This window comes from Roseateles sp. NT4, assembly GCF_051857475.1.
Lineage (GTDB): Bacteria > Pseudomonadota > Gammaproteobacteria > Burkholderiales > Burkholderiaceae_C > Pelomonas.
Map to the genome: position 1 here is coordinate 157,060 of NZ_JBPZGZ010000001.1, position 24,972 is coordinate 182,031.

Below are 24,972 nucleotides of genomic sequence, written 5' to 3' on the forward strand. Positions count from 1 at the left end.
CATTCACCTCGGATCGGCCGGGTCGCGTCATGAAGATCAAACAGGCAAGCTTCAGGAAGCGTCTGCACCAGCTGATGCGTCGCGCGTTCGCTCGCGTGCCGCGGGACATGCGCCACGCCATCTACCGCAGCATGATCGATTGCGATCCTGCGCCGGATGCGCGTCTTGAGCTCAAGGTCGCCGAGACCCAGGAGGAGCTCGAGGATTGCTTCCGCATCCTTCACGATGCCTATGTGGCCAGCGGCTTCATGAAGCCGTCGCCCTCGGGCCTGCGCGTGACCATGTACCACGCGCTGCCCACGACGACGACGCTGTGCGCCAAGTACGACGGGCGCGTCGTCGGCACCATGTCCATGATCCGCGAAGGCGTGTTCGGCTTCCCGCTGCAGTCGGTCTTCGATCTGAGCGAGGTCCGCGCCAAGCAGGGCCAGATCGCCGAGATTTCAGCGCTGGCGGTGCATCCCGACTTCCGCAAGACGGGCGGCGCCATCCTGTTCCCGCTGATGAAGTTCATGTACGAGTACTGCACCGAGTACTTCGATACGCGCCACCTCGTCATCGCGGTGAATCCGGACAAGATCGAGCTCTACGAGTCGCTGCTGTTCTTTGAGCGCCTGCAGGAGACGGTCGTCGACAACTACGACTTCGCCAATGGTGCGCCGGCCGTCGGTGCGGCCCTGGACCTGCCGATCGCCAAGGAAATCTTCCGGCGCGTCTACGGCAAGCGCAAGGAACGCAAGAACCTCTATCACTACTTCGTTCAGCTGCGCCTGCCCCACATCAAGCTGCCCAAGCGCCGCTACTTCACGACCAATGACCCGGTGCTGACGCCGGCCATCCTGGACTATTTCTTCAACCAGCGCAGCAAGGTCTTCGAAGAGCTCGACGACCGCCGCAAGGCGCTGCTGTGGTCCATCTATGACCAGCCCGAGTTCCGCTCGGTGCTGCCCATGATGAGCGGCTCGCTGACGGGCTTCCACCCGATGCGGCGGCACCAGCGTTTCTCGCTGCGCTGTCCCGCGGAATTGCGCGTGCGTGTCGAGGGCGGCGAGCGTTCCATCGTGATGACGGTCATCGAAATCTCGCTGTCGGGCTTCCAGGCCCAGTCCAAGCTCGACATCCCCGTGGGTGTGGACGGCGAGGTCCGGGTGGAGCTGGGCATACAGGACAGGGCGTCGCTGGAAGTGAAGGTGATGCGGCATCACCACGGGGATACCGGCGAGTTCTATGGCTTCCGGGTGGATGAGGCCGACGAAGTCTGGCGCCGCGCGGTCAGCGCCTTGGAAACCGAACATGTCGCGGGAGACCTGTGAGGCCTGATCGACGCCGGCTGCTGGTGCTGGCGGCGGGCATGGCCTGCGCAGCGGCGGCGCAATCGGAAACGCTGCCTGAGCTTGTGGCGCGCGCCAAACGCTCGGTCGTCATCGTCGGCAGCTACGGCTTGATGGACACGCCGCGCTTCGGTTTCCGGGCAGCGGGTTTTGCCGTCAGGGACGGGCTGCACGTGCTGACCAACGCCCATGTGGTGCCTGAAGAGACACCAGGACGGGTCGATCGCAGCGTGGCGGTACAGGTCTGGACACCCGAATCGCAATGGCAATTGCGCAGTGCCAAGGTGGTGGCCACCGACAAGGCGCATGACCTGGCCCTGCTGGAGATTGACGGGCCGCCCTTGCCGACATTGAAGCTGGCCGCCAAAGAGGTGCCGGAGGGCACTTCGATTGCGCTGATCGGCGTTCCGATCGGGAATGCACTGGGCTACACCCATGTCACCCACCGCGGCATCGTTTCCGCCCGGACCGCCATCGTGCCGCCCGCGACCAGCCCTCAAGGCCTGAGCGAGCGAGCCGTCCGCCAGCTGCGTGAAGGTTCGTTCGAGGTGATGCAGCTCGATGCGGCTGCCTACCCGGGCAACAGCGGCGGGCCGGTCATCGACACCGAGACCGGTGAAGTGATCGGCGTGCTGCAGGGGGGCATCGTGAAAGGCACCCGCGAGGCGGCGCTCAGCGCGCCGACGGGCATCAGCTATGCCGTCCTCATCAAGGATGCGATGCCCCTGCTCAAAGGGATCGAGCCGCGTTGACGCCCACCGGGAGGTGGGTTGCGCCGATGGTCGAGACCATCAACAGAAGAAATCAGGGCGTAAAAAAACCCGCCGGAGCGGGTTTTCATCGATGGCCAGCGACGCTCGCGCGCCGCTGTTCACATCACTTGGCTTGGCGGCGACGGCTGGCGAAGCCCAGGCCAGCCAGGGCCAGACCGACCAGACCCACGGTGGCGGGCTCAGGCAGGCGGGTGGCTTCGATGGTGGCAGACCAGTCGTTCTGGTCCAGCGTGCCGCCGCCCAGAATCTTGGCGACCAGAGCAGCCGTCGACGTACCGGTGTACTGCGACGAGAAGATGCCGGTCCACTTGGTTTGGTCTTCGCCCACGTCGCACGTGCCGTTGGCGTTCGTGTCATCGCAAGCCATGCCGTTCACGCTCATCGTGACGGAGGTGTTGCCACCCGTGTCGGTGAAGACGAACGGCGAACCGAATTGGCCCGGAGCCAGGTAGGTTTCGCTGAACAGCCAGTTCGGCTTGGCGTAGAAGTGCAGGAAGTTGGGGATCGGGGTGGGGTTCACGCCGATGGGCACGTTGTTCGGGCCCGGGGTCTGCTGCATGTCTTGCACCCAGCCAAACGTCGGGCTGGAGAACGAACCGAAGGCCGGGTCAGCGAAGACGCCGGTGGCGCCGGTGGCCTTGGTGCCGAAGGCGCCGTAGGTCTTGCCAGCGGTTTGGTAGGCATCAGCAGCAGGATCCGGAACCCAGTTGACCACGCCGAACGACACGATCACTTGGCCCAGGCTCACGCTGGTCTTGCCGACGATGGGGGTGGCGGAGGCTGCACCTGCCACTGCGAGGGCCGCTGCGGCAACCAGCGTCTTCAGGGTCTTGCTCATTTGAATCTCCTTGATTCACTTGCTAGAGGTGGGGGCGCGGCCCCGGACGATGGGTATTAAGCAGGTCGCGTGCCAGGTTTGGTAGTGTGGGTTGGTTTTCTTTATGAATCAACAGCTTGCGACATCGTTGGGTGACGGAATGCCGCTGGTTTTGAGGGGGAGGGGTGGGCGCTGTAAAGTCCGCCGACACCTGATTGGACGGGTAGGCGAGAGGCTGCGAACAGATGGCTCAGGGTGAACACGGAGAGGGACGGCGGCATTCCGGCAATGTGACCGGTTGGCACCACGGCGAACTGGACTGCTGGCGCGCGACCAGCGTCCGGGAGGTGCGGGCCTTTGTGCGTCGCGCGCGCCGTGAGGGGCGAACCCTCTATCCCATCTCCACCGGGCTGAATTGGGGCTATGGCTCGGCCACGCCGCCGCAGCCCGGCGCCGTGCTGCTGGACCTGAGCGGCATGAACTGCATCCTGAATCGGGAGAAGGTGTCCGAGGCGAACCCGGTGGTGGTCATCCAGCCAGGCGTGACGCAGCGGCAATTGCATGAATTCCTGCAGGAATCCTGCCCGGGGCTGACCTTCAACGTTACGGGCTCGTCGGTCGATACCAGCATCCTGGGCAATGCGCTGGACCGTGGCGTCGGGTATCTGGGGCCGAGGCGCGAGGACGTTTTTGGCCTGGAAGTCGTGACCGGGCAGGGCAAATTGCTGCGTACGGGTTTCCGGCGCCTGGGTCGACATTCGCCACTAGCCCATGCCCATCCCTATGGGCTGGGCCCCATCATGGATGGCCTGTTTTTCCAGGGCAATTACGGCATCGTCACCAGTGCCTGCCTGAAATTGCTGCCCCGGCCTGCCCGGTCGGTGGCGGTGTCGCTGGCTTTGCGCGAAGCGTCGAAGCTGGGTGAATTCCTGGATGGTTTGACCTTGCTGAAGCGCCTGGGCGTCATGAGCGGCGTCACCCATGTGGGCAACCAGGCACGGACTCGCGCCAGCATGATGTCGGGCATTTCCGAATACCTGCGCGTCTCCTGTGGCGTGCCCGAAACCCGGCTGGCCGCCGAGGCGGACCGGGCCTTGGCCACGGTGGCGCCCTATGAATGGACCAGCCTCGGAGGCGTGGCGGGCAGCGCAGGCCAGGTCAAGGCCGCGGTGGCCGAAGTCAAGCGGGTGCTGGGCGGTATTGCCAAGCTGACGGTGGTGGACGACGCCAAGCTGGCGGCCGGTTTTCGGGTCTTGAACCCCCTGCGAAACCTGTGGCCCTGGGCGAGGGCCAATGCGGCGGCCATCTCCGCCATCCGGCCCCTGCAGGGTTTGGCGGACGGCAGGCCCACGGATGCCGCCATCACCAATCTGCTGTGGCGCTATGGTCAGCCGCAGGCGCCGGGCCGGGATCTGGATGCGTCCGATTGCGGGTTGATCTTCATCAATCCGGCGCTGCCAACCGACGGGGCGGCGGTCATGAAGATCGTGGACGGCATGAAAGAGGTGGCCGGGGGGTTTGGCCATGAGCTCTACATCACCTTGAATATCGAGACGACGACATCCCTGGTGGCGGTGGCCAATCTGTTGTTCGATCGCGGTGACGAGGCGGTCGTTGCGAATGCCAAGGCCTGCGCCAAGGCGCTCCGGGAATATTTACGCAAGCAGGGCCTGGAGGTGTATCGGGCGCGCGCCGACATGATGGAAGACATCACCGATCCGCACGACCCGTTCTGGCGCACTGCCTGGGAACTGAAATCAGTTTTCGACCCACACCATTTGATCGCGCCGGGGCGCTACAACCTGGCTCGACCGCCTGTGTGAAAGTCCGCGCGACCCGGGGGAGGCCCCCGATTTAGGTTGCCAGGCAACAGGTGGGCCTATGGCATCATTCCAAGGCTTTGGCCCTGGGGACGGCAGGTTTCGCCGTTCCTCTCGATTGCAATGATGCGAGGGCTCTCGATGAACAAGACCCACAGGGGACCCGCCTTGAACGCTTCTGACAACCGCGATGCGCAACTGATGCCGGCAATCGGCTCGCCCAAGGCTACCGGGGCCGGGTGGCTGGGTCGAGGCCTGGTGGCATTGGCCTTTGGCTTGCTGGCCGGTTGCGCCAGCACGAATTTCCCGCCGGCGCCGGCCGCCGTCGCCAACGACGACTACAGCTACATCATCGGTGCAGGCGACAACCTGAACATCCAGGTCTGGCGCAATCCGGAGCTGTCGATGTCGGTGCCGGTCCGCCCGGACGGCAAGATCGCCGCGCCGCTGGTGGACGAGATGGTCGTGCAGGGCAAGACCTCCGTGCAGGTGGCCCGCGAAGTCGAGAAGCAGCTCGGCAAGTATGTGCGCGACCCTGTCGTGACGGTCATCGTCACCAACTTCATCGGCCCGTACAGCGAGCAGATCCGCGTCGTCGGCGAGGCCGCCAAGCCGCAGTTCCTGCCCTACAAGCAGAAGATGACGGTGCTGGACGTGATGATCGCCGTGGGCGGCCTGACCGATTTCGCGGCCGGCAACAGCGCCACCATCCTGCGCACGGCGGAGGGCAACAAGCAGTACTCCGTGCGCCTGAAGGATCTCATCAAGCGCGGTGACGTGTCGGCCAACGTCGAGATGCGACCGGGCGACATCCTCATCATCCCGCAGAGCCTGTTCTGAACTGAAGGGGAGGGCGCGGCTGCCGCCAGCCCTTCTTGCGATAGCTTTAACCGAGACTGTTCTTCATGGAATTGCTGATTGGTCAGCTTCTGATCATCGTCCGGCGGATGTGGAAGTACCGCTGGGTCGGCCTGGTCGTGGCCTGGGTGACCGGCATCGTGGGTGCGGTTGTGGTCTTCGTGCTGCCCGACCGTTACGAGGCCAGCGCCCGCATCTACGTGGACACCCAGTCCATCCTGAAACCGCTGATGTCGGGCCTGGCGGTCCAGCCCAATGTCGAGCAGCAGGTGACGATGCTGAGCCGCACGCTGATCAGCCGGCCCAATGTCGAAAAACTCGTCCGCATGGCCGACCTGGACCTGAAGAACCAGTCCAAGGCGCAGCAGGAAGCCACCATCGAGACGGTGACGAGCAATCTGTCCATCCAGAGCAGCGGCCGCGACAACCTCTACATGCTGGGCTACCGGGACAGCGATCCCGAGACGGCCAAGCGCGTGGTGCAGTCGCTGGTGTCGATCTTCGTCGAGTCCAGCCTGGGCCAGACGCGCCAGGGCACGTCGACGGCGACGACCTTCATCAACGAGCAGATCAAGGCCTACGAGACCAAACTCGAAGAGGCCGAAACGCGACTCAAGGAATTCCGGCTCAAGAATCTCTCCAGCATGACGGGCGACGGCAAGGACTCCGCGGCCCGCATCTCGGAGATGAGTGGTCAACTGGAGCGGGCGCGCCTCGAATACCGTGAGGCCGTCAATGCCCGCGATGCGGCCAAGGCTCAGCTGGATGCCGAGAAGGCCCGCGGTGGTGCCCAGACCACGGCCCAGAGCCTGATGCAGGAGTCCAATGCCAATGTCAGCACGCCCGAGCTCGATGCGCGGCTGGCCGACCACAGGCGCAACCTCGACGCCCTGCTGCAGCGCTACACCGAACAGCACCCGGACATCATTGCGACGCGCAAGATGATCAAGGACCTGGAGGAGCAGAAGAAGCGCGAAGTCGCTGAACTGCGCAAGGCCGCCATGAATGTGCCGACGGCATCCGTGGGCCAGACCGGCGGCAGCCTGGCGACGCAGGAACTGGTTCGCATCCTGGCGACGACCGAGGTCCAGGTGGCTGCGCTGCGCGCGCGGGTGGATGAGTACACCAGCCGCTATTCGCAGGCCCTGTCGGCGCTGAAGACGGCCCCTCAGGTCGAGGCCGAGGCGGCGCAGCTGAACCGCGACTACGCCATCCACAAGAAGAACTACGAGGACCTGGTGCAACGTCGCGAGCAGGCCTCCATCTCGGGTGAGCTCGACGTCGCCTCCGGCGTCGCCGACTTCCGCGTCATCGATCCGCCGCGCGCCAACCCCAAGCCGGTGGCGCCCAACCGCCTGCTGCTGCTGGCGGGTGCCATGGCCGCGGCCTTGGGCGTGGGTCTGTTCACGACCTTTGCGGCCAGCCAGCTGCGCCCGGTCTTCCATGATGCGAACGACCTGCGGGCCCGTGTGGAGCTGCCCATCCTGGGTGTCGTGACGCGCCTCGTGACCGACGCGGACCGAGCGCGCACGCGTGTCGAGCTGATCCGCTTTTCGGCGGGGGCCGGTGGCCTGCTGGCGATGTTTGCCGTCGCATTGACGGTCTTGGCTGTGCAACTGAGCCGGCAGGTGGTTTGATATGACAAGCCTGATTGAACAGGCCGCCCAGCGGCTCGAGCAACTGCGTCAGGCCGGCGTCGTTCTGCCCGGTGATGAACCTGCGCAGGCCGCGGCGGTGCCGCCGACCGTCGAGCCGGTCGCTGCGCCCATCCCGGCCGCGGCTGCGCCTGTGGTGCCCGCGGCCCGGCCGCATGTGGGCATCTCGATCCAGGACGACGGCCATCACCCGTCTTCCAAGCGCGTCGAACTCGACGTCGTGGCGCTGGCCGCCCAGGGTTTCCTGATGCCGCACACGCCGCGCTCCCAGACCGGCGACCAGTACCGCGTCATCAAGCGGCCGCTGATCAAGAACGCCATGGGCAAGGGTGCGGCCACCATCAATCACGCCAACCTGATGATGGTGACCAGCGCGCTGGCCGGCGAAGGCAAGAGCTTCACCTCCATCAACCTGGCGCTCAGCATCGCCGCCGAGCTGGACAACACCGTCATGCTGGTGGACGCCGACGTGGCGCGCCCCTCGGTGCTGCGCATGCTGGGCCTGCCCCAGGGCCCGGGCCTGCTCGACGTGCTCGAGGAGCGGGTCGACATGTCCGAGGTGCTGCTGCGCACCAACGTCGAGAAGCTGACCATCCTGCCCAGCGGCACGCCGCACCCGCGCGCGACCGAACTGCTGGCCAGCGACGCCATGAGCCATCTGCTGGACGACATGGCCAAGCGCTATCCCGACCGCATCATCATCTTCGACTCGCCGCCGCTGCTGCTGACGACCGAATCGCGCGTGCTGGCCTCGCACATGGGCCAGATCGTCATCGTCGTCCATGCGGAGAAGACGGCCCAGAGCGCCGTCCAGCAGGCCCTGGCCGCCATCGAGACCTGCCCGGTCAAGATGATGCTGCTCAACCAGGCCAGCCCGAACGCCGCCGGTGGCTACGGCTACGGGTATGGCTACGGCTACGGTTACGGATACGGCTACGGCTATGGCAGCAATGACTCGGCGCAAGGCTGAGCCGCGACATCTGCCCCTGGCCCTCGCGTTCCTGGCGCTGGTGGCTCAAGCCCAGGAGGGCGGTGGGTCTGGCGGCGCGATCCAGCCGCGCATCGGCGTTTCGCTGAGTGCGACCGACAACCTGCGCCTCAACGACAAGGAAAAGGACGCCGCGTTGATCGCCACCGTGTCGCCTGGCATCTCCGTCGTGCGCAACACCGGCACCTTGCGCGGCAGCGTCGACTACTCCCTCAGCGGCATCACCTACCTGAAGACCAGCTACGGTTCGCGCGTGCAGAACGCGCTGACGGCGAACGGCCAGGCGGAGCTCATTCCCCGCACGCTGTCCGTCGACGTGCATGCCAACATCGGCCAGCAGAATGCGTCGGCCTTCGGCTTGCAGTCGACGCCCACGCAGGACTCGTCGCTGGCCAATTCCAACCAGCACGAGACCGGCACCCTGGCCGTCTCGCCGCTGTTGCACGGCCAGTTCGGTGGCCTGGCCAGTTTCGACCTGCGCGGCGACTTCGCCATGACCCAGGTGCGCGACAGTGCCGTGGGCGACAGCCACAGCGCCGGTGGCTCGCTGCATGTGGCCCAGCTCAACGCGGGTGTGCTGGGCTGGTATCTGCAGCTCGGCACGCAGCAGTACCGCCCCAAGACCGGGGTGTCCAACCGCAACAGCACCGCCACTGCAGGCCTGAACTACCGCCCTAATCCCGACTGGGTCGCCAGCGTCAACGCCGGCAAGGAACGCAACGATTACGAGGGCGGCAGCAGCCATGACGGCTTCACGGGTGGCGTGACCGCCGAGTGGACGCCGACGCCGCGCACCCGCATCAGCGGCAACTGGCAGAGCCACAGCTATGGCAACAGCCACGGCCTGAATTTCGAGCACCGCATGCGGAACTCGGTCTGGCGCTTCTCGGACAACCGCAACGTCACCCTCGGCAATACCGGCTCCATCGGTGGCGTGCGTACCAACTACGACCTGTTCTTCCTGCTGTTCGCCTCCACCGAGCCGGACCCGGTCAAGCGTGATGCGTTGGTGCGTGCCGCGCTGGCATCGATCGGCCTCTCGCCCGACGCCCCCGCCAACCTGGGCTTCCTGTCCACCGGCCCCAGCCGGCTGCGCAGCCAGATGCTCAGCTTCATGGTGGAGGGTGTGCGCAGCAATGTGACGGCCAGCATCAGCCGTTTCGTCACCACGCGCCTGGGCAGCAACCTGAACCAGGGCGACCTGGCCAACAGCGCCCTCATCGAGCAGCGCTCCTACTCGCTGTCGGGCAGCTATCAGCTCACGCCGGTGTCCGGCCTGTCGCTGACGGCCCTGCGCCAGGAGACCAGCGGCGACTCCAGCAGCCAACGCACCAAGTTGACCAGCTTCCTGGCGAACTGGAACAACCGCCTGGGCTCGCGCATCAGCATGCAGCTCGGCGCGCGTCACAGCCGCTTTGAAGGTGTCACGCCGTATACCGAGAATTCGGTCTACGCCAACCTGACTCAACAGTTCTGACGCGATGTACGAAGCCTTCTACGGCCTGAGCAGCAAGCCTTTCCAGCTCAGCCCGGACCCGAACTTCTACTACGGCAGCAAGCAGCATCGCCGGGCCAAGGCCTACCTGGACTATGGCGTGCTGCGCAATGACGGCTTCATCGTCATCACCGGCGAGATCGGTGCCGGCAAGACGACGCTGCTGCGCGGCCTGCTGGACAGCCTGAACCGCAGCAATGTCGTCATCGGCAATGTCGTGACGACCCAGCTCGACGCCGAGGACACGCTGCGCATGGTGGGTGCAGCCTTCGGCGTGCGCGTGAAAGACGCGCCCAAGTCCGAGCTCTTGATGACGCTGGAAGCCTTCTTCGTCAACCAGGTCACCCAGGGCAAGCGCTGCCTGCTCATCGTCGACGAGGCGCAGAACCTCACCGCCCGCGCGGTGGAGGAGCTGCGCATGCTGTCCAACTTCCAGTTCGCCAACCAGTCGCTGCTGCAGACCTTCCTGGTCGGTCAGCCCGAGTTCCGCGGCATCCTGCAGAAGCCCGAGATGGAGCAGTTCCGCCAGCGCGTCGCGGCGACCTGCCACATCGGCCCGCTGGACGAGGACGAGACCCAGCGCTACATGGAGCACCGCCTCAAGTGCGCAGGCTCCACCGGCAAGCCCACCTTCGACCACGATGCCTTCCCGGCCATCCACAAGGCCAGCAACGGCATCCCGCGCCGCATCAACCGCCTGTGCGACCGCCTGCTGCTGCTGGGCTTCATGCAGGGCCGCACGCACCTGACGCTGGCCGACGTGAAGGAAGTGCTGCGCGACATCGCCCAGGAGAGCGAAACGCCGCGCCACAGCGACGCCAGCCCCCTGGACAGCGTGCCCGCCAAGCTGCCCGACAGCCGCCCCGCGGCCCTGGACAGCGCCCCCGGCGCGCTGGACGTGAGCAAGCTCAAGCTGAGCCCGGCCGAGGTCGATGGCCTGTCCACCGAGATCGCGGCGCTCAGCGCCGACCACCACACCGACCGGCTGCAACGCCTGGAGCGGAGCATGATGCGTCTGGAGCGCATCAATCTGCAAACGCTGGCGCTGCTGCAGAAGCTGGTGGACGCCGTGAAGCAGCACTGAAATGAACTGCCCCTCGCCCAGTCTTGCCCTGCTGAACGCAGGCCAGCCCGGTCGGTCCCCCGCGGGGACGGCGATGCATGCGGCGTTGAGCCGCCTGCACATCGCCTGCGGGCCGGCTTGGGGCGGCCCGGCGCCAGTCCGCGGTTTCATGCCCAGCGCTAGGAAGTACTGACATGCTGATGCCCACCAAGACCCCGGCCCTGCGCAATGCGATGAGCATCGACGTGGAGGACTATTTCCAGGTCTCCGCCTTTGCGCCCTACATCAAGCGCGAGGACTGGAACGGCCTGGAATGCCGCGTCGAACGCAATATCGAGCGCATCCTGGCCCTGCTGGCCGAGAAGAACGTCAAGGCCACCTTCTTCACGCTGGGCTGGATTGCCGAGCGCTACCCGCAGGTCGTCAGGACAATAGTGGCCGGCGGCCATGAGCTGGCCAGCCACGGCTACGGCCACGAGCGCGCCAGCGACCTGAGCCCCACCGCCTTCCTGGACGACATCACGCGCGCCAAGAAGATGCTGGAGGACCTGGGCGGCGTGCCTGTCATCGGCTACCGCGCGCCCAGCTTCTCCATCGGCAAGAGCAACCTCTGGGCCTTCGACACCCTGCGCGAGGCGGGCTACCGCTACTCCAGCAGCGTCTACCCCATCGCCCATGACCATTACGGCATGCCCGATTCGCCGCGCTTCGCCTACCCGGTGCGCGAGGGCCTGCTCGAGATCCCGGTGACCACGCTGCGCATGGGCTCGAAGAACCTGCCCAGCAGCGGCGGCGGCTATTTCCGCCTGCTCCCCTATGCGCTGTCGCGCTGGATGATCCGCCGCGTCAACGAGATCGACGGCGAACCGGCGGTCTTCTACTTCCATCCCTGGGAGATCGACGAAGACCAGCCGCGCATTCCCGGCATCAATGCCAAGACGCGCTTCCGCCACTACGTCAACATCCCGCGCACCCACGATCGCATCGCGCGCCTGCTCGGCGATTTCCGTTGGGGCCGGATGGACGAGATCTTCCTCGGCCGCGAGGCCAGCCCGCGCGCTCCGGCGCCCACGCTGACCCCCGTCTGAATGAATTCCCCCCTTCGCATTGCGCGCTTGGCCGCGCAAGATCAAGCCTTGTCCGCGCGCTGGGACGAGTTCGTCTTCGCTCACCCGCAGGCGACCTTCTTCCACCGCAGCGGCTGGCTGCGCATCATCGAGCGGGTGTTCGGCCACCAGGGCTTCTTCCTGTACGCAGAGCGTGATGGCGTCATCGAGGGCGTGCTGCCCCTGGCCGAGGTCAAGAGCCGGCTGTTCGGCCATTCGGTCTCGAGCTTGCCCTTCGGCGTCTACGGCGGCGTCGCTGCGCTGAACGACGAGGCCGCCGCGGCGCTGGAGGTCGAGGCCGAGAAGATCGCGCGAGGGCAGGGCGCCGAGCATCTCGAGTACCGCAACCTCGGCCCGACGCGGCATGCCGACTGGCCGCGCCAGGACCTCTACGTGACCTTCCGCAAGGAGATCCTCGCGGACGAAGAGGCCAATATGCTGGCCATCCCGCGCAAGCAGCGGGCCATGGTGCGCAAGGGCATCAAGAACGAGCTCAAGGCCGAGATCGACGCGAATGTCGACCGCTTCTTCGACCTCTACGCCGACAACGTGCACCGCCACGGCACGCCGGCCATGCCCAAGAAGTATTTCCAGGCTCTGCTGGACGAGTTCGGCCCCGATGCCGAGGTGCTGACCGTCACCGGCCCGGACGGCAAGCCGCTGTCCACGGTGCTGACCTTCTACTTCCGCGACGAGTGCATGCCCTACTACGCCGGTGACGACGAGGCGGCGCGCGACCTGGCGGCTAACGATTTCAAGTATTGGGAGCTGATGCGCCGGGCTTGCGCCCGTGGCCTCAAGGTCTTCGACTACGGCCGCAGCAAGCAGGGCACCGGCCCCTATGCCTTCAAGAAGAACTGGGGCTTCGAGCCGCAGCCGCTAAGCTACGAGTACCGGCTGTTCAAGCGCGACGCGATTCCCCAGAACAACCCGAACAACCCCAAGTACCAGCTGATGATCAAGGCCTGGCGCAAGCTGCCGATCGGCGTGGCCAACTGGCTGGGGCCCTTCATCGTCAGGAACCTGGGTTGAGGAATCGCTTGAAGATCCTCTACCTCGTCCACCGCCTGCCTTACCCGCCCAACAAGGGTGACAAGGTGCGCTCCTACCATCTGCTCAAGCATCTGGCGGCGCGGCACGAGGTGCATCTGGGCACCTTCATCGACGACCCCGATGACGAGCAGCACCTGCCGCGCGTGCAGGCCCTGTGCAAGAGCATGCACGCAGCGCGCCTGAGCCCGCGCTCGGCCAAGCTGCTCAGCCTGCGCGGCCTGCTGAGCGGCGAGGCCCTGAGCCTGCCCTATTACCGCGACGCCGGCCTGCAGGCCTGGGTGGAAGAGACTGCCCGCCGGGTGGGCTTTGACGCCGTCGTCGTCTTCAGCGGCGTCATGGCCCAGTACACCGGCGGCCTGAAGCACGTGAAGACGCTGGTGGACTTCGTCGACGTGGACTCCGCCAAATGGCGCGACTACGCGCCCGAGCACGCCTGGCCCATGTCCTGGCTCTACCGGCGCGAGTTCGCCAAGCTGCTGGGCTTCGAGCAGCGCGTGGCCGATGCCGCCGCCTGCAGCTTCTTCGTCACCGACAACGAGGTGGCGCTGTTCCGCGAGCTGAGCCCCGGCCACCAACTGCGCCTGGCGGCCCTGGGCAATGGCGTCGATGCCGATTTCTTCACGCCCGACGCGAGCCGCGCCAGCCCGTTCACGAAGGATGAGCTGCCGCTGGTGTTCACTGGCGCCATGGACTACTGGCCCAATGTCGACGCCGTGACCTGGTTTGCCAACGACATCCTGCCGGCGCTGCGCGAGCGCTTCCCGACGCTGCGCTTCCACATCGTCGGTCGCGCCCCGACACCGGCCGTGCAGGCCCTGGCCAGCGACGCCGTCAACGTGACCGGCACCGTGCCCGACGTGCGCCCCTATCTGCAGCATGCGGCGGCCGTCGTCGCGCCGCTGCGCCTGGCGCGCGGCATCCAGAACAAGGTGCTGGAGGCCATGGCCATGGCCCGGCCCGTCGTGGCTGCCGGCACCTGTGTGCGCGCCATCACGGGCGAGGCCCAGGCCGGCCTGCTGGCGGCCGAGACCGAATCCGACTACGTCGAGCGCGTCAGCGCATTGCTGGCCGATGCGGCGTCCGCGAATGCGGCCGGCCGTGCGGCTCGCGACTTCGTGCTGGGCGCCTACAGCTGGGACGCCCATCTGTCCGGCCTGGACCGCCATCTGGAGACCGCGTGATCAACCTGCCCAAGCCCTGGCGGCTGCCCCTGCTTGGCCTGGCGCTGGCCTGGGGCCTGCTCGCCTTCCTGTATTTCGCGACCGGCGCGGCCATGATCGGCATCTGGAACCGCTCCGAGACCTTTGCCCATGCCTGGGTGGTGCCGCCCATCTCGGCCTGGCTGGTCTGGCGACTGCGCGCCGAGCTGGCCTCCTTCACGCCGCGCCCGTCGCCGCTGTGGCTGCTGGCCCTGCCGCCCATCGGTTTCCTGTGGCTGGCCGGCGACCTGGCTTCCGCCAACGCGGCCACGCAGTTTGCGCTGCTCGGCATGGGCGTCGTGCTGGTGCCGTTGCTGCTCGGCAGCGAGGTCGCCGGGCGCATCGCCTTCCCGCTCGGCTTCCTGTTCTTCGCCGTGCCCTTTGGTGATTTCCTGACGCCCTGGCTGATCGACCGCACGGCCGACTTCACCGTGGTCGCGCTGCGAGGCACCGGCATCCCGGTGTTCCGTGAAGGCAATCAGTTCATCATTCCGACCGGCTCGTGGTCGGTCGTGCAGGCCTGCAGCGGCATCCGCTACCTGATGGCCTCCCTGATGGTGGGCACGTTGTTCGCCTACCTGAACTACCGCTCGAACAAAAAACGCTGGACCTTCGTCGGTGTGGCCATCGTCACGCCGCTGATCGCCAACTGGCTGCGCGCCTACATGATCGTCATGCTGGGACATCTGTCCGGCAACAAGCTCGCTGTCGGCGTCGACCACATCATCTACGGCTGGGTCTTCTTCGGCATCATCATGCTGGCCATGTTCATGATCGGGGCGCGCTGGACCGACCCGGATCCCGAGCCCGTCATGGCCTCGGCCGAAAACGCAGCGCGCGCCCAGCCCTTCAACCGCTTCGCCGCCGCCCTGGTCGCCGCCCTGGCTTTCGTGGCCCTGCCCACCGGTGTGCGCGCCCAGCTGGCCCTGGCCGGCGCCCATGGGCAGCCATCGTTGGCGGCGCCGGCCTTGCCCGGCCTGATCTGGGTCGCCGAGGCGCCCAACAGCTGGAAGCCCCATTTCGTGAACCCGGCGGCGACGCTGCAGGGCCGCTTCGAGTCCGCCACGGGCGGCGCGCCGGTGGGCTTGTACGTCGGCTACTACCGTGACCAGCGCTACGGTCGGCAGCTGGTGACTTCGGTCAACGAACTCGTCAATTCCGAGGCACAGAGCGAATGGGCGGTCACGGCCGCGGGTCAGGACAGCGTCGACGCGCTGACCTGGCGGACCGCCGAGCTGCGCGGCCAGGCCCTGGGCGAGGTCACGGGCGGTGGCCAGTCGGCGCCGCGGGTGCGTGCCTGGTACCTCTATTGGATCAACGGCCGGCCCTTTGTCAGCGACTGGCAGGCCAAGCTCTATGGCGCCTGGCAGACCCTGCTGGGCCATGGCGACGATGCCGCCGTCGTCATCCTCTACGCCGACAAGACCGCCGTCGGCGACGACGACGGCTTGCTGCGCGACTTTGTTCACAAGCATTGGGCCGCCCTCGACACCGCTTTGCGGGACGTCCAGGCTAGGGATGTCACGCACAAGCGGTGACAATCACGCGCCTCCAAAAGATCACAGCAACGAGAACCTATCCATGAAAACGCTCGCAGTCATCGGCCTTGGTTATGTCGGCCTGCCCCTGGTGGTGGAATTCGGCAAGCAGATCCGCACCATCGGTTTCGATATTGCCAAGAACAAGGTCGAGGCCTGCCAGCGTGGCACTGACCCGAGCCGCGAACTGACGGACGAGGAAGTCCAGGCCGCCAAGCATGCCGTCTACACCGACGATCCCAAGATGCTGGCCGAAGCCGACGTCATCATCGTCGCAGTGCCCACGCCGGTGGACGAGGCCCACATCCCCGACTTCCGCCCGCTGATCGGCTCCTCCACCAGCGTCGGCCGCCACATGAAGAAGGGCGCCATCGTCGTCTACGAGAGCACGGTCTACCCCGGCGCCACCGAAGAGGTCTGCATCCCCGTGCTGGAGAAGGAATCCGGCTTGAAGTGGAAGCAGGACTTCTTCGTCGGCTACAGCCCCGAGCGCATCAACCCGGGCGACAAGGAACACACGCTGACCAAGATCCTGAAGATCGTCTCCGGCGACACGCCCGAGACGCTGGACACGGTCGCCAAGGTCTACGAGAAGATCATCGTCCCCGGCGTGCACCGCGCGTCCAGCATCAAGGCGGCCGAAGCCGCCAAGGTCATCGAGAACACCCAGCGCGACCTCAACATCGCGCTGATGAACGAGCTGTCCATCATCTTCGACAAGCTCGGCATCGACACCTCCGAGGTGCTGGAAGCCGCCGGCACCAAGTGGAACTTCCTGAAGTTCAAGCCGGGCCTGGTGGGCGGCCACTGCATCGGCGTGGACCCCTATTACCTGACCCACAAGGCCGACATGCTGGGCTACCACCCGCAGGTCATCCTGGCCGGCCGCCGCATCAACGATGGCATGGGCAAGTTCATCGCCGAGCAGACCATCAAGCAGATGATCGCCAGCGGCAGCCACGTCAAGGGCGCCCGCGTCAACGTGCTGGGCCTGACCTTCAAGGAAAACTGCGGCGACCTGCGCAATTCCAAGGTCATCGACATCATCAACGAGCTCAAGACCTATGGCGTCGAGATCTTCGTGACCGACGCCCAGGCCGAAGCCGAAGAGGCCATGCACGAGTACGGCGTGCGCCTGATGCCCTTCGACGACCTGCCGCAGGCCGACGCCATCGTGGCCGCCGTGTCGCACAAGGAATACGCGGCCCTCAGCGCGGCCGACATCGGCAAGAAGCTCGTCAAGGGCGGTGCCTTCATCGACGTGAAGGCCGCCTTCGACAGCAAGGCGCTGGTCGACGCCGGCTTCCGCCTCTGGCGCCTGTAAGGATGGAGCCCCCACGCGTGCTTCGCACGCTGCCCCCCGAGGGGGCGCGTCAGCGCCTACGGGCGGCCGGGCGGCGCTGACCTGTGCCAGCTGATCTGCGGCCCCTGGTCGTTCACCTGCTGAACCGCTTCGACACCGGCGGGCTGGAAAACGGTGTCGTCAACGTCATCAACAACACGCCCCAGTTCCGCCACGCCGTGGTGGCGGTGACTGAGATCACCGCCTTCAAGGACCGCGTGACGGCGCCGGGCACGCAGTTCATCGCGCTGCGCAAGCCGCCGGGCCAGGGCTTCTGGATCTACCCCAAGGTCTACCGCCTGCTGCGGGAGCTGCGCCCCGCGGTGCTGCACACGCGCAATATCGGCGCCATGGAGTTCCAGTGGCCCGCCTGGGTGGCGCGGGTGCCCCTGCGCATCCACAGCGAACATGGCTGGGACATGGACGACCTGGGTGGTGTCAGCCGTCGCAACCAGCTGATCCGGCGCGTGTATGGCACGCCCGCCCACCGCTTCGTGGCGCTGTCGCGCGCTATCGAGACCTATCTGGCCGGACCGGTCGGCTTCCCCGCGCAGCGCGTCCAACGCATCTGCAATGGCGTGGACACGAAGCGGTTCGCGCCCGTGACCACGGTGCCTGAGGCCTGGCCCTTCCACCGCGGCGAGCATCTCGTCATCGGCGCCGTGGGCCGCATGCAGACCGTCAAGGACCCGCTGAACCTGGTCGAGGCCTTCCTGCGCCTGCGCGACCTCTGCCCGGCGGCCTGGCCGCGGCTGAGGCTGGCCATGCTGGGCGGCGGCCCGCTGCTGGAGAAGGCGCGCGAGCGCCTGGCCCAGGCCGGTGCCGCGGACCAGGCCTGGCTGCCGGGTGACCGCAGCGATGTCGCGGCCTTGCTGCCCCAGGTCGACATCTTTGCGCTGCCGTCCCAGGCCGAGGGCATCAGCAATACCCTGCTGGAGGCCATGGCCTGCGGCTGTGCGCCGGTTGCCACCGACGTGGGCGGCAACTCGGAGCTGGTGCAGGACGGGGTCAACGGCCTGCTGGTGCCGGCCACCGATGCCGCAGCGCTGGCGGCTGCGCTGGCCCGCCTCGTCGACGACGCGGCGCTGCGTGAGCGGCTGGCCGCGGCCTCGCTGCGCCGGGCTCGCGCCGAGTTCAGCCTGGAGGGCATGCTGGCCGCCTATGGGCAACTCTATGCCGGCGCGCCCCCTCGGCCGGGGGGGTAGGCGTGCCTCACGTCACGCCTTGCGGCGTCGAAGGCGGGTGGAGCGGCCAAGCTCGGTAAGAATCCGCCTTTAGCCGCGCGCGTGCGCGGCGCCATCTTCAATGGGCTGAACTTTTCATGTGCGGCATCACCGGTTTGTTCGACACCCGCGGCCAACGCCTCCCCGAGCGCCAGCGGCTGCACCGGATGAACGAATCCCAGCACCACCGCGGCCCCGATGAGGGCGAGCTGCACATCGAGCCCGGCCTGGGCCTGGGTCACCGCCGCCTGTCCGTCATCGACATCGCGACCGGCCAGCAGCCCATCTTCAACGACGACCGCAGCGTCGCCCTGGTCTTCAACGGCGAGATCTACAACTACCAGGAGCTGACGGCTCAGCTGACCGCCCTGGGCCATCGTTTCCGCACCAAGAGCGACACCGAGACCATCGTGCGCGCCTGGGAGCAATGGGGCGAGGACTGCGTGCTGCATCTGCGCGGCATGTTCGCCTTCGCCCTGCACGACCGCCGCCGCGACTGCCTCTTCATGGCCCGCGACCGCCTGGGCGTCAAGCCCATGCATTACGCGCTGCTGGACGACGGCTGGCTGCTGTTCGGCTCCGAGCTGAAGAGCCTGCTGGCCCACGGCGGCATGCCGCGCGACATGGACCCGCAGGCGATCGAGGAGTATTTTTCGCTGGGCTACACGGCCGACCCGCGCACCGTCTTCAAGGCCGCGCGCAAGCTGGAGCCTGGCCACCGTGTGCTGTGGAAGCGCGGCGAGAGCCCGCGGCAGCCCCAGGCCTACTGGGACGTGCGCTTCACGCTGGACAACCCCATCTCGCAGGCCGATGCCGAGCAGGAGCTGCGCGAACGCCTGCGCGAGGCCGTGCAGCTGCGGCTGAAGGCGGAGGTGCCGCTGGGCGCCTTCCTCAGCGGCGGCGTCGACTCCAGCGCCGTCGTGGCCGTCATGGCCGGCCTGCAGGGCGACATGCCGGTCAACACCTGCTCCATGGGCTTCGACGACCCGAAGTTCAACGAGGTCGAGTTCGCGCAGATGGTGGCCGACCGCTACCGCACCAACCATCGCGTGCAGACGGTGGCCAGCGACGACTTCGACCTCATCGACACGCTGGCCCGGCTTTACGACGAGCCCTATGCCGACAGCTCCGCCATCCCGACCTACCGCGTCAGCCAGCTGGCGCGCCAGCATGTCACCGTGGCCCTGAGCGGCGACGGCGGCGACGAGAGCTTCGGCGGCTACCGCCGCTATCGCCTGCACATGATGGAAGAGCGCCTGCGCGCCTCCATGCCGCATGGCCTGCGCAAGCCGCTGTTCGGCACGCTGGGCAGCCTCTATCCCAAGATGGACTGGGCACCGCGCTTCGTGCGCGCCAAGACCACCTTCGAAGGCCTGGCGCGCACCAGCGTGCAGGCCTATTTCCATTCCATGTCCATCATGCGCGGGCCGATGCGCTCGGCGCTGTTCTCGTCCAAGCTGAAGAGCGAGCTGGCCGGCTACGACGCCTTCTCGGTCTTCGAGCGCCATGCCGCCAACGCCCAGACCGAAGACCCGCTGGCCCTGATCCAGTACCTGGACACCAAGACCTACCTGGTCGGCGACATCAACACCAAGGTCGACCGCGCTTCCATGGCCCACAGCCTGGAGGTGCGCGAGCCGCTGATGGACCACAAGCTGGTGGAATGGCTGGCCACGCTGCCGTCGCACCTGAAGCTGCGCGACGGCGAAGGCAAATTCCTGTTCAAGAAGGCGATGGAGCCCTTGCTGCCCAACGATGTGCTGTACCGCCCCAAGATGGGCTTTGCCGTGCCGCTGGCACGCTGGTTCCGCGGGCCGCTGCGCCAGCGCGTTCGCGAAGCCGTGCTGGGCGAGCGCCTGGCCGACACCGGCTGGTTCAACCGCGACGAGTTGCAGCGCCTGGTGGACCGCCACCAGAACGGCCAGAGCGACTTCAGCGCGCCGCTGTGGACGCTGATGATGTTCGAGGCCTTCCTGCGCCAGGTGGTCGACGCGCCCGACTCCATCGGCCTGCCGGTGCCGGAGGCCGTGGCATGAGGGTGCTGCACGTCTTCGACCATTCCATCCCCCTGCATTCGGGCTACACCTTCCGCTCCCTGTCCCTGCTCAAGGGGCAGCGCGCATTGGGCTGGGAGACCTTCCACATCACCAGCCCCAAGCACAGCGCGGGCCTGGGCGACAAGGCCAACGGTGCCCTCGAGGACGACGTCGACGGCTGGCATTTCTTCCGCACGCCCGAGGCGCCCAAGGCGGCGCTGCCGGGCCTGGGCGAGTACCGGCTCATGCAGGCGCTGGAGCAGCGCCTGGAAGAAGTCGCGCGCCAGGTGAAGCCCAACCTCCTGCACGCCCATTCGCCGGTGCTGAATGCCTTGCCGGCGCTGCGCGTCGGCAAGCGCCTGGGCATCCCGGTCGTCTACGAGGTGCGCGCCTTCTGGGAAGACGCGGCCGTGGACCATGGCACCACCACCGAGGGCAGCGCGCGCTACCGCCTGACGCGCTGGATGGAGACGCGGGCCCTGCGCCGCGCCAGCCACGTGTTCACCATCTGCGAGGGCCTGCGGGGCGACATCGTGGCGCGCGGCATCCCGGCCGAGCGCGTCAGCGTCATTCCGAATGCCGTTGACATCGAGGCCTTCACGCCCGGCGGCCAGGCTGATCCGGTGCTGCAGGCGCAGCTCAGCGTGACGGGCTGCACCGTGCTCGGCTTCCTGGGCAGCTTCTACGCCTATGAGGGCCTGGACCTGCTGCTGGACGCGCTGCCGGCCATCCTGCAGCAGCGCCCCGACGTGCGCGTGCTGCTGGTCGGCGGCGGCCCGCAGGAAGCCGCGCTGAAGGCCCAGGCGGCCCGCCTGGGGGTGCAGGACAAGGTGATCTTCACCGGCCGCGTGCCGCATTCGGAAGTCACCCGCTACTACGACCTGGTGGACCTGCTCGTCTACCCCCGCCACGTCATGCGATTGACGGACCTGGTCACGCCGCTGAAGCCGCTGGAAGCCATGGCGCAGTCGCGCGTGATGCTGGCTTCGGACGTCGGCGGCCACCGCGAGCTGATCCGTGACGGCGACACCGGCCGGCTGTTCAAGGCCGGTTCCGCGTCGGCCCTGGCCGCCACGGCGCTGGACATGCTGGCCAAGCGCGATCAATGGCCGGCCATCGGCATCGCCGGCCGCCGCTTCGTCGAGACCGAGCGCAACTGGACGCGCTCGGTGTCCAACTACATCGAGCCCTTCACCCGGCTCGTGGGCTGATGCGGCTGCTGACGTTCTCGTCGCTGTACCCCAGCAGCGCCCGGCCGCGGCATGGCCTGTTCGTCGCCGCGCGCTTGCAGGAGCTGCGCCGGCGCCACGGCTTCGACGCCCACGTCATCGCCCCCGTGCCCTGGTTTCCCTTCACGGCCGAGCGCTTCGGCGACTACGCCGCCTGGGCGCGCACACCCCCCCAGGAGGTCTGGCAGGGCCAGGACGTGCATCACCCGCGCTATCTGATGCTGCCCAAGATCGGCATGGCCATGCAGCCCGACGCCATGGCGCGTGCGGCCATTGCCTGCATCGAGCGTGAAAACCTCAGCTTCGACCTGATCGACGCGCACTACTTCTACCCCGATGGGGTGGCGGCTGCCGCGCTGTCGCGCCATTTCGGCAAGCCCCTGCTCATCACCGCCCGCGGCTCCGATCTGAACCTGATCGGCCAGAACGCCCGCGCTCGCGCCCGCATGCTGCAGGCCTGCGAGCAGGCGTCAGCCTGCGTCGGCGTCAGCCAGGCCCTGGTGGACATCCTGCGGGGCTGGGGTGTGCCGGCGAGCAAGCTGCATGTCATCCGCAACGGCGTCGACCTGGACCGCTTCGCACCGCTGTCGGTGCAGCAAGCGCGTGCAGGCCTGGGCCTGGACGACGCACCCCTGCTGCTCGCGGTGGGCAATCTGATCGAGTTGAAGGGCCATGCCTTGCTGATCGAGGCCCTGGCCTCGCTGGCGGCAAGCCATCCGCAGTTGCAGCTGGCCATTGCCGGCGAGGGGCCGGAGCGGGCGGGTCTGGAAGCCCTGATCGCTCAGCATGGTCTCGTCGGCCGCGTGAAGCTGCTGGGCTCCATCGGCCACGCCGAACTCGCCCGCTGGTATGCCGCAGCCGATCTGTTCGTGCTGCCTTCCAGCCGGGAGGGGCTGCCCAATGTGCTGCTGGAATCCCTGGCCTGCGGCACACCGGTGATCGCCACCGCCGTGGGCGGCATTCCGGAAGTGCTGGCTGAGGTGCCCGAGGCCGGCGAGCTGCTGCGTGAACGCAGCGTTCCCGCCATTGCCGAAGCTGTGCAGCGCTGGCTCGCCCGCGATGTCGATCGTGCCGCGGTGCGCCGCGCGGCCTCGGCCTATGCCTGGGACGCCAGTGCCGCAAGGCTGGCGCAGCTGATGCACGGCGTTGCAGCCGGGGAGTCCTGCCATGCGTGACATCATCCTGCTGCTGATCATCGGCTGGATCACGCTGCAGGCCTTCAGGCGCCCCTGGATCGGCATCCTGGGCTGGACCTGGCTCAGCATCATGAATCCGCACCAGCTGACCTGGGCCCTGAAGACCATGCCGTTTGCCGCGGCCATGGGCGGGGCGACGCTGATCGGCCTGTTCATCACGCGCGACCGGCGCGACTACAGCCAGACCCACGAGAGCATCACCCTGATGCTCTTCATGGCCTGGATGTGCATCACGCTGCCCTTCTCGCTGATCTGGGACGAGTCCTTCGAGCTGTGGAAGCGCGTCATGAAGATCGACCTGATGATCCTCGTGGCCATCGTGCTGCTGCACAGCAAACGCCACGTGATGCTGCTGACCTGGGTGCTCGTCATCTCGATCGGCTTCTTCGGCGTCAAGGGCGGGGCCTTCACGCTCGCGACCGGCGGCGGCTACAAGGTCTGGGGCCCGGAGAACACCTACATCGAGGGCAACAACGAAGTGGCCCTGGCCATCGTCATGGTCATCCCGCTGATGCGCTTCCTGCAGTTGCAGATGACGGCCAAGTGGGCCAAGACGACGATGACCGTCTGCATGGTGCTGATGGCGGCGTCGGCCTTGGGCAGCCACTCGCGCGGTGCGCTGCTGGCGATTGCGGCCATGGCCCTGGTGCTGTGGTGGCGGGGCAAGAACAAGGTCATGGGTGCCGTCGCCATGGTGGTGATCGGCGCGGCGCTGCTGTCGATGATGCCGGCCGAATGGTGGGAGCGAATGGGCACCATCAAGACCTATGAGCGCGACGAATCGGCCATGGGACGCATCAACGCCTGGTGGATGGCCTACAACGTCGCCAAGTCCAATTTCTTCGGTGGCGGCTTCTACATCTGGACCGGCAGCCTGTTTGCGATCTACGCGCCCGACCCGAACGACACCCACGCGGCGCACAGCATCTACTTCATGGTGCTCGGCGAGCAGGGCTTCCCGGGGCTGTTCCTGTTCCTGACGCTGTTCACCATGGTCTGGTTCACGGCGGGCAAGTTGCGAACCAAAGCCATGGCCCAGCCCCAGACGCTCTGGCTGTCCCAGCTGGGCAGCATGCTGCAGGTGAGTCTGGCCGGCTATGCGGTGGGGGGCGCCTTCCTCAGCCTCAGCTATTGGGACTTGCCGTACAACCTGCTCATCCTCGCCGTCGTCGGCCAGCGCTGGCTGCAGCGCAAGGAATGGCTGCGCGAGAAGGAAGAGCCCGTCATCTACTGGCCCGAGTTCCTGAAGAAGCGCTTTGAGAAGAAGAAGCGCGCCCCGCTGCTGCCATGAAAGCCCTGTTCAGTCTGCTGTCGCCGGCCGGCGCGCGTGCGCGCCTGAACGTGCTGATCTTCCATCGCGTGCTGCCCGAGCCCGACCCGCTGTTTCCGGACGAGGTCGACGCGGCGCGCTTTGACACGCTGCTTGGCTGGGTGAAGTCCTGGTTCAACGTGCTGCCGCTGGACGAAGCGGCCCGGCGCCTGGCCGACGGCAGCCTGCCCGCGCGCGCCGCGGTCCTGACCTTCGACGACGGCTATGCCGACAACCACGATGTCGCGCTGCCGCTGCTGCAAAAGCATGGCCTGGCCTGCAGCTTCTTCATCGCCACCGGCTTCCTCGATGGCGGCCGCATGTGGAACGACACCCTGATTGAGGCCGTGCGACGCAGCAGCCTGCCGCTGCTGGACCTGCGCGGCCTGCAGGATGGGCGCGGCAACGACCTCGGCCAGCATGCCCTCGGCGATGTGGCCAGCCGCCGTGCCGCCCTCGGCAACCTCATCGAGCGCGTCAAGTACCTGCCGCCCGAGCCGCGCGTGGCCTGCGTAGACGCTATCGCCCAGCGGGCCGAGGTGCAGCCGCCGAACGACCTGATGATGAGCAGCGCCAAGGTGCGCGCACTGCATGCCGCCGGCATGCAGATCGGCGCCCACACCGTCAGCCATCCCATCCTCGCCAAGCTGGGCAGGCAGGAGGCCGCGGACGAGATCGGTCGCAGCCGTGAGGTCTTGCAGGACCTGCTGGGTGCCAGGGTCGGCCTGTTCGCCTATCCCAACGGCAAGCCGGGCAACGACTACCTGCCGGACGTGCATCCGGGCCTGGTGCGTGAACTGGGATTCGATGCGGCGGTGTCCACCCGCTGGGCGGCGTCGCGGCGCGGCGAGGACCTGTTCCAGATCCCCCGCTTCACGCCCTGGGACCGCGGTCGCGCGAAGTTCGGGCTGCGCCTGCTGCGCAACCTATCGAACTGAGGC

The 24,972-nt window shown here is 67.0% G+C and carries 20 protein-coding genes; 19 read left to right on the forward strand and 1 reads right to left on the reverse strand.

Annotation, left to right across the window (positions count from 1 at the left end; translation table 11 throughout):
* Positions 1–29: 29 nt before the first annotated feature.
* Positions 30–1,313, forward strand: coding sequence for a GNAT family N-acetyltransferase (locus tag ACS5PN_RS00760; RefSeq protein WP_439462036.1), 1,284 nt, complete (start codon positions 30–32; stop codon positions 1,311–1,313).
* Positions 1,314–1,351: 38 nt separating this feature from the next.
* The gene (locus ACS5PN_RS00765; RefSeq protein WP_439462037.1) at positions 1,352–2,083 is read left to right on the forward strand and encodes a S1C family serine protease; all 732 of its coding nucleotides are present in this window, start codon (positions 1,352–1,354) and stop codon (positions 2,081–2,083) included.
* Positions 2,084–2,207: 124 nt separating this feature from the next.
* Here ACS5PN_RS00765 and ACS5PN_RS00770 read toward each other — a convergent pair whose 3' ends face one another.
* Positions 2,208–2,942, reverse strand: coding sequence for a PEP-CTERM sorting domain-containing protein (locus ACS5PN_RS00770; protein WP_439462038.1), 735 nt, complete (start codon positions 2,940–2,942; stop codon positions 2,208–2,210).
* 224 nt (positions 2,943–3,166) lie between these two features.
* On the opposite strand from ACS5PN_RS00770, the gene ACS5PN_RS00775 reads away from it, so the two are divergent.
* From ACS5PN_RS00775 to ACS5PN_RS00855, 17 genes are all read left to right on the forward strand, one after another.
* The gene (locus ACS5PN_RS00775) at positions 3,167–4,744 is read left to right on the forward strand and encodes an FAD-binding oxidoreductase (protein ID WP_439462039.1); all 1,578 of its coding nucleotides are present in this window, start codon (positions 3,167–3,169) and stop codon (positions 4,742–4,744) included.
* Positions 4,745–4,942: 198 nt separating this feature from the next.
* Positions 4,943–5,581: an XrtA/PEP-CTERM system exopolysaccharide export protein gene (locus ACS5PN_RS00780; RefSeq protein ID WP_439463676.1), complete on the forward strand. Its 639-nt coding sequence runs from the start codon at positions 4,943–4,945 to the stop codon at positions 5,579–5,581.
* Between the two features lie 65 nt (positions 5,582–5,646).
* Entirely contained in the window at positions 5,647–7,236 is a 1,590-nt protein-coding gene (locus tag ACS5PN_RS00785; protein ID WP_439462040.1) for an XrtA system polysaccharide chain length determinant, read from the forward strand.
* Position 7,237: 1 nt separating this feature from the next.
* Positions 7,238–8,224 (forward strand): XrtA-associated tyrosine autokinase, encoded by a 987-nt coding sequence (locus ACS5PN_RS00790; RefSeq protein ID WP_439462041.1) that lies wholly within the window; start codon positions 7,238–7,240, stop codon positions 8,222–8,224.
* Positions 8,196–9,719, forward strand: a complete 1,524-nt coding sequence (locus ACS5PN_RS00795) for a TIGR03016 family PEP-CTERM system-associated outer membrane protein (RefSeq protein ID WP_439462042.1) — start codon at positions 8,196–8,198, stop codon at positions 9,717–9,719. Before ACS5PN_RS00790 ends, ACS5PN_RS00795 begins: the two co-directional genes overlap by 29 nt.
* Before the next feature lie 4 nt (positions 9,720–9,723).
* Positions 9,724–10,821, forward strand: a complete 1,098-nt coding sequence (locus ACS5PN_RS00800; protein ID WP_439462043.1) for an XrtA/PEP-CTERM system-associated ATPase — start codon at positions 9,724–9,726, stop codon at positions 10,819–10,821.
* A 173-nt stretch (positions 10,822–10,994) separates the two neighbouring features.
* Positions 10,995–11,888, forward strand: coding sequence for an XrtA system polysaccharide deacetylase (locus tag ACS5PN_RS00805; RefSeq protein ID WP_439462044.1), 894 nt, complete (start codon positions 10,995–10,997; stop codon positions 11,886–11,888).
* Positions 11,889–12,938: a FemAB family XrtA/PEP-CTERM system-associated protein gene (locus ACS5PN_RS00810; RefSeq protein ID WP_439462045.1), complete on the forward strand. Its 1,050-nt coding sequence runs from the start codon at positions 11,889–11,891 to the stop codon at positions 12,936–12,938.
* Between the two features lie 8 nt (positions 12,939–12,946).
* The gene (locus ACS5PN_RS00815; protein ID WP_439462046.1) at positions 12,947–14,140 is read left to right on the forward strand and encodes a TIGR03087 family PEP-CTERM/XrtA system glycosyltransferase; all 1,194 of its coding nucleotides are present in this window, start codon (positions 12,947–12,949) and stop codon (positions 14,138–14,140) included.
* Complete coding sequence (gene xrtA / locus ACS5PN_RS00820; RefSeq protein WP_439462047.1) at positions 14,137–15,696, forward strand: exosortase A; 1,560 nt, start codon at positions 14,137–14,139, stop codon at positions 15,694–15,696. Before ACS5PN_RS00815 ends, xrtA begins: the two co-directional genes overlap by 4 nt.
* Before the next feature lie 43 nt (positions 15,697–15,739).
* Positions 15,740–17,020 carry a nucleotide sugar dehydrogenase gene (locus tag ACS5PN_RS00825; protein ID WP_439462048.1) on the forward strand — a complete coding sequence of 427 codons (1,281 nt, stop codon included), beginning with the start codon at positions 15,740–15,742 and terminating at the stop codon, positions 17,018–17,020.
* A gap of 83 nt (positions 17,021–17,103) precedes the next feature.
* Entirely contained in the window at positions 17,104–18,243 is a 1,140-nt protein-coding gene (locus tag ACS5PN_RS00830; protein WP_439462049.1) for a TIGR03088 family PEP-CTERM/XrtA system glycosyltransferase, read from the forward strand.
* A gap of 116 nt (positions 18,244–18,359) precedes the next feature.
* The gene (locus tag ACS5PN_RS00835) at positions 18,360–20,297 is read left to right on the forward strand and encodes an XrtA/PEP-CTERM system amidotransferase (protein WP_439462050.1); all 1,938 of its coding nucleotides are present in this window, start codon (positions 18,360–18,362) and stop codon (positions 20,295–20,297) included.
* A complete protein-coding gene (locus ACS5PN_RS00840) occupies positions 20,294–21,508 on the forward strand; it encodes a TIGR04063 family PEP-CTERM/XrtA system glycosyltransferase (protein ID WP_439462051.1) in 1,215 nt (404 codons plus the stop codon). The genes ACS5PN_RS00835 and ACS5PN_RS00840 overlap by 4 nt, the downstream gene beginning before the upstream one ends.
* Positions 21,508–22,701: a glycosyltransferase family 4 protein gene (locus ACS5PN_RS00845; protein WP_439462052.1), complete on the forward strand. Its 1,194-nt coding sequence runs from the start codon at positions 21,508–21,510 to the stop codon at positions 22,699–22,701. Before ACS5PN_RS00840 ends, ACS5PN_RS00845 begins: the two co-directional genes overlap by 1 nt.
* Entirely contained in the window at positions 22,694–24,013 is a 1,320-nt protein-coding gene (locus ACS5PN_RS00850) for a putative O-glycosylation ligase, exosortase A system-associated (RefSeq protein WP_439462053.1), read from the forward strand. The genes ACS5PN_RS00845 and ACS5PN_RS00850 overlap by 8 nt, the downstream gene beginning before the upstream one ends.
* A complete protein-coding gene (locus tag ACS5PN_RS00855; protein ID WP_439462054.1) occupies positions 24,010–24,969 on the forward strand; it encodes a polysaccharide deacetylase family protein in 960 nt (319 codons plus the stop codon). The genes ACS5PN_RS00850 and ACS5PN_RS00855 overlap by 4 nt, the downstream gene beginning before the upstream one ends.
* Positions 24,970–24,972 lie beyond the last annotated feature (3 nt).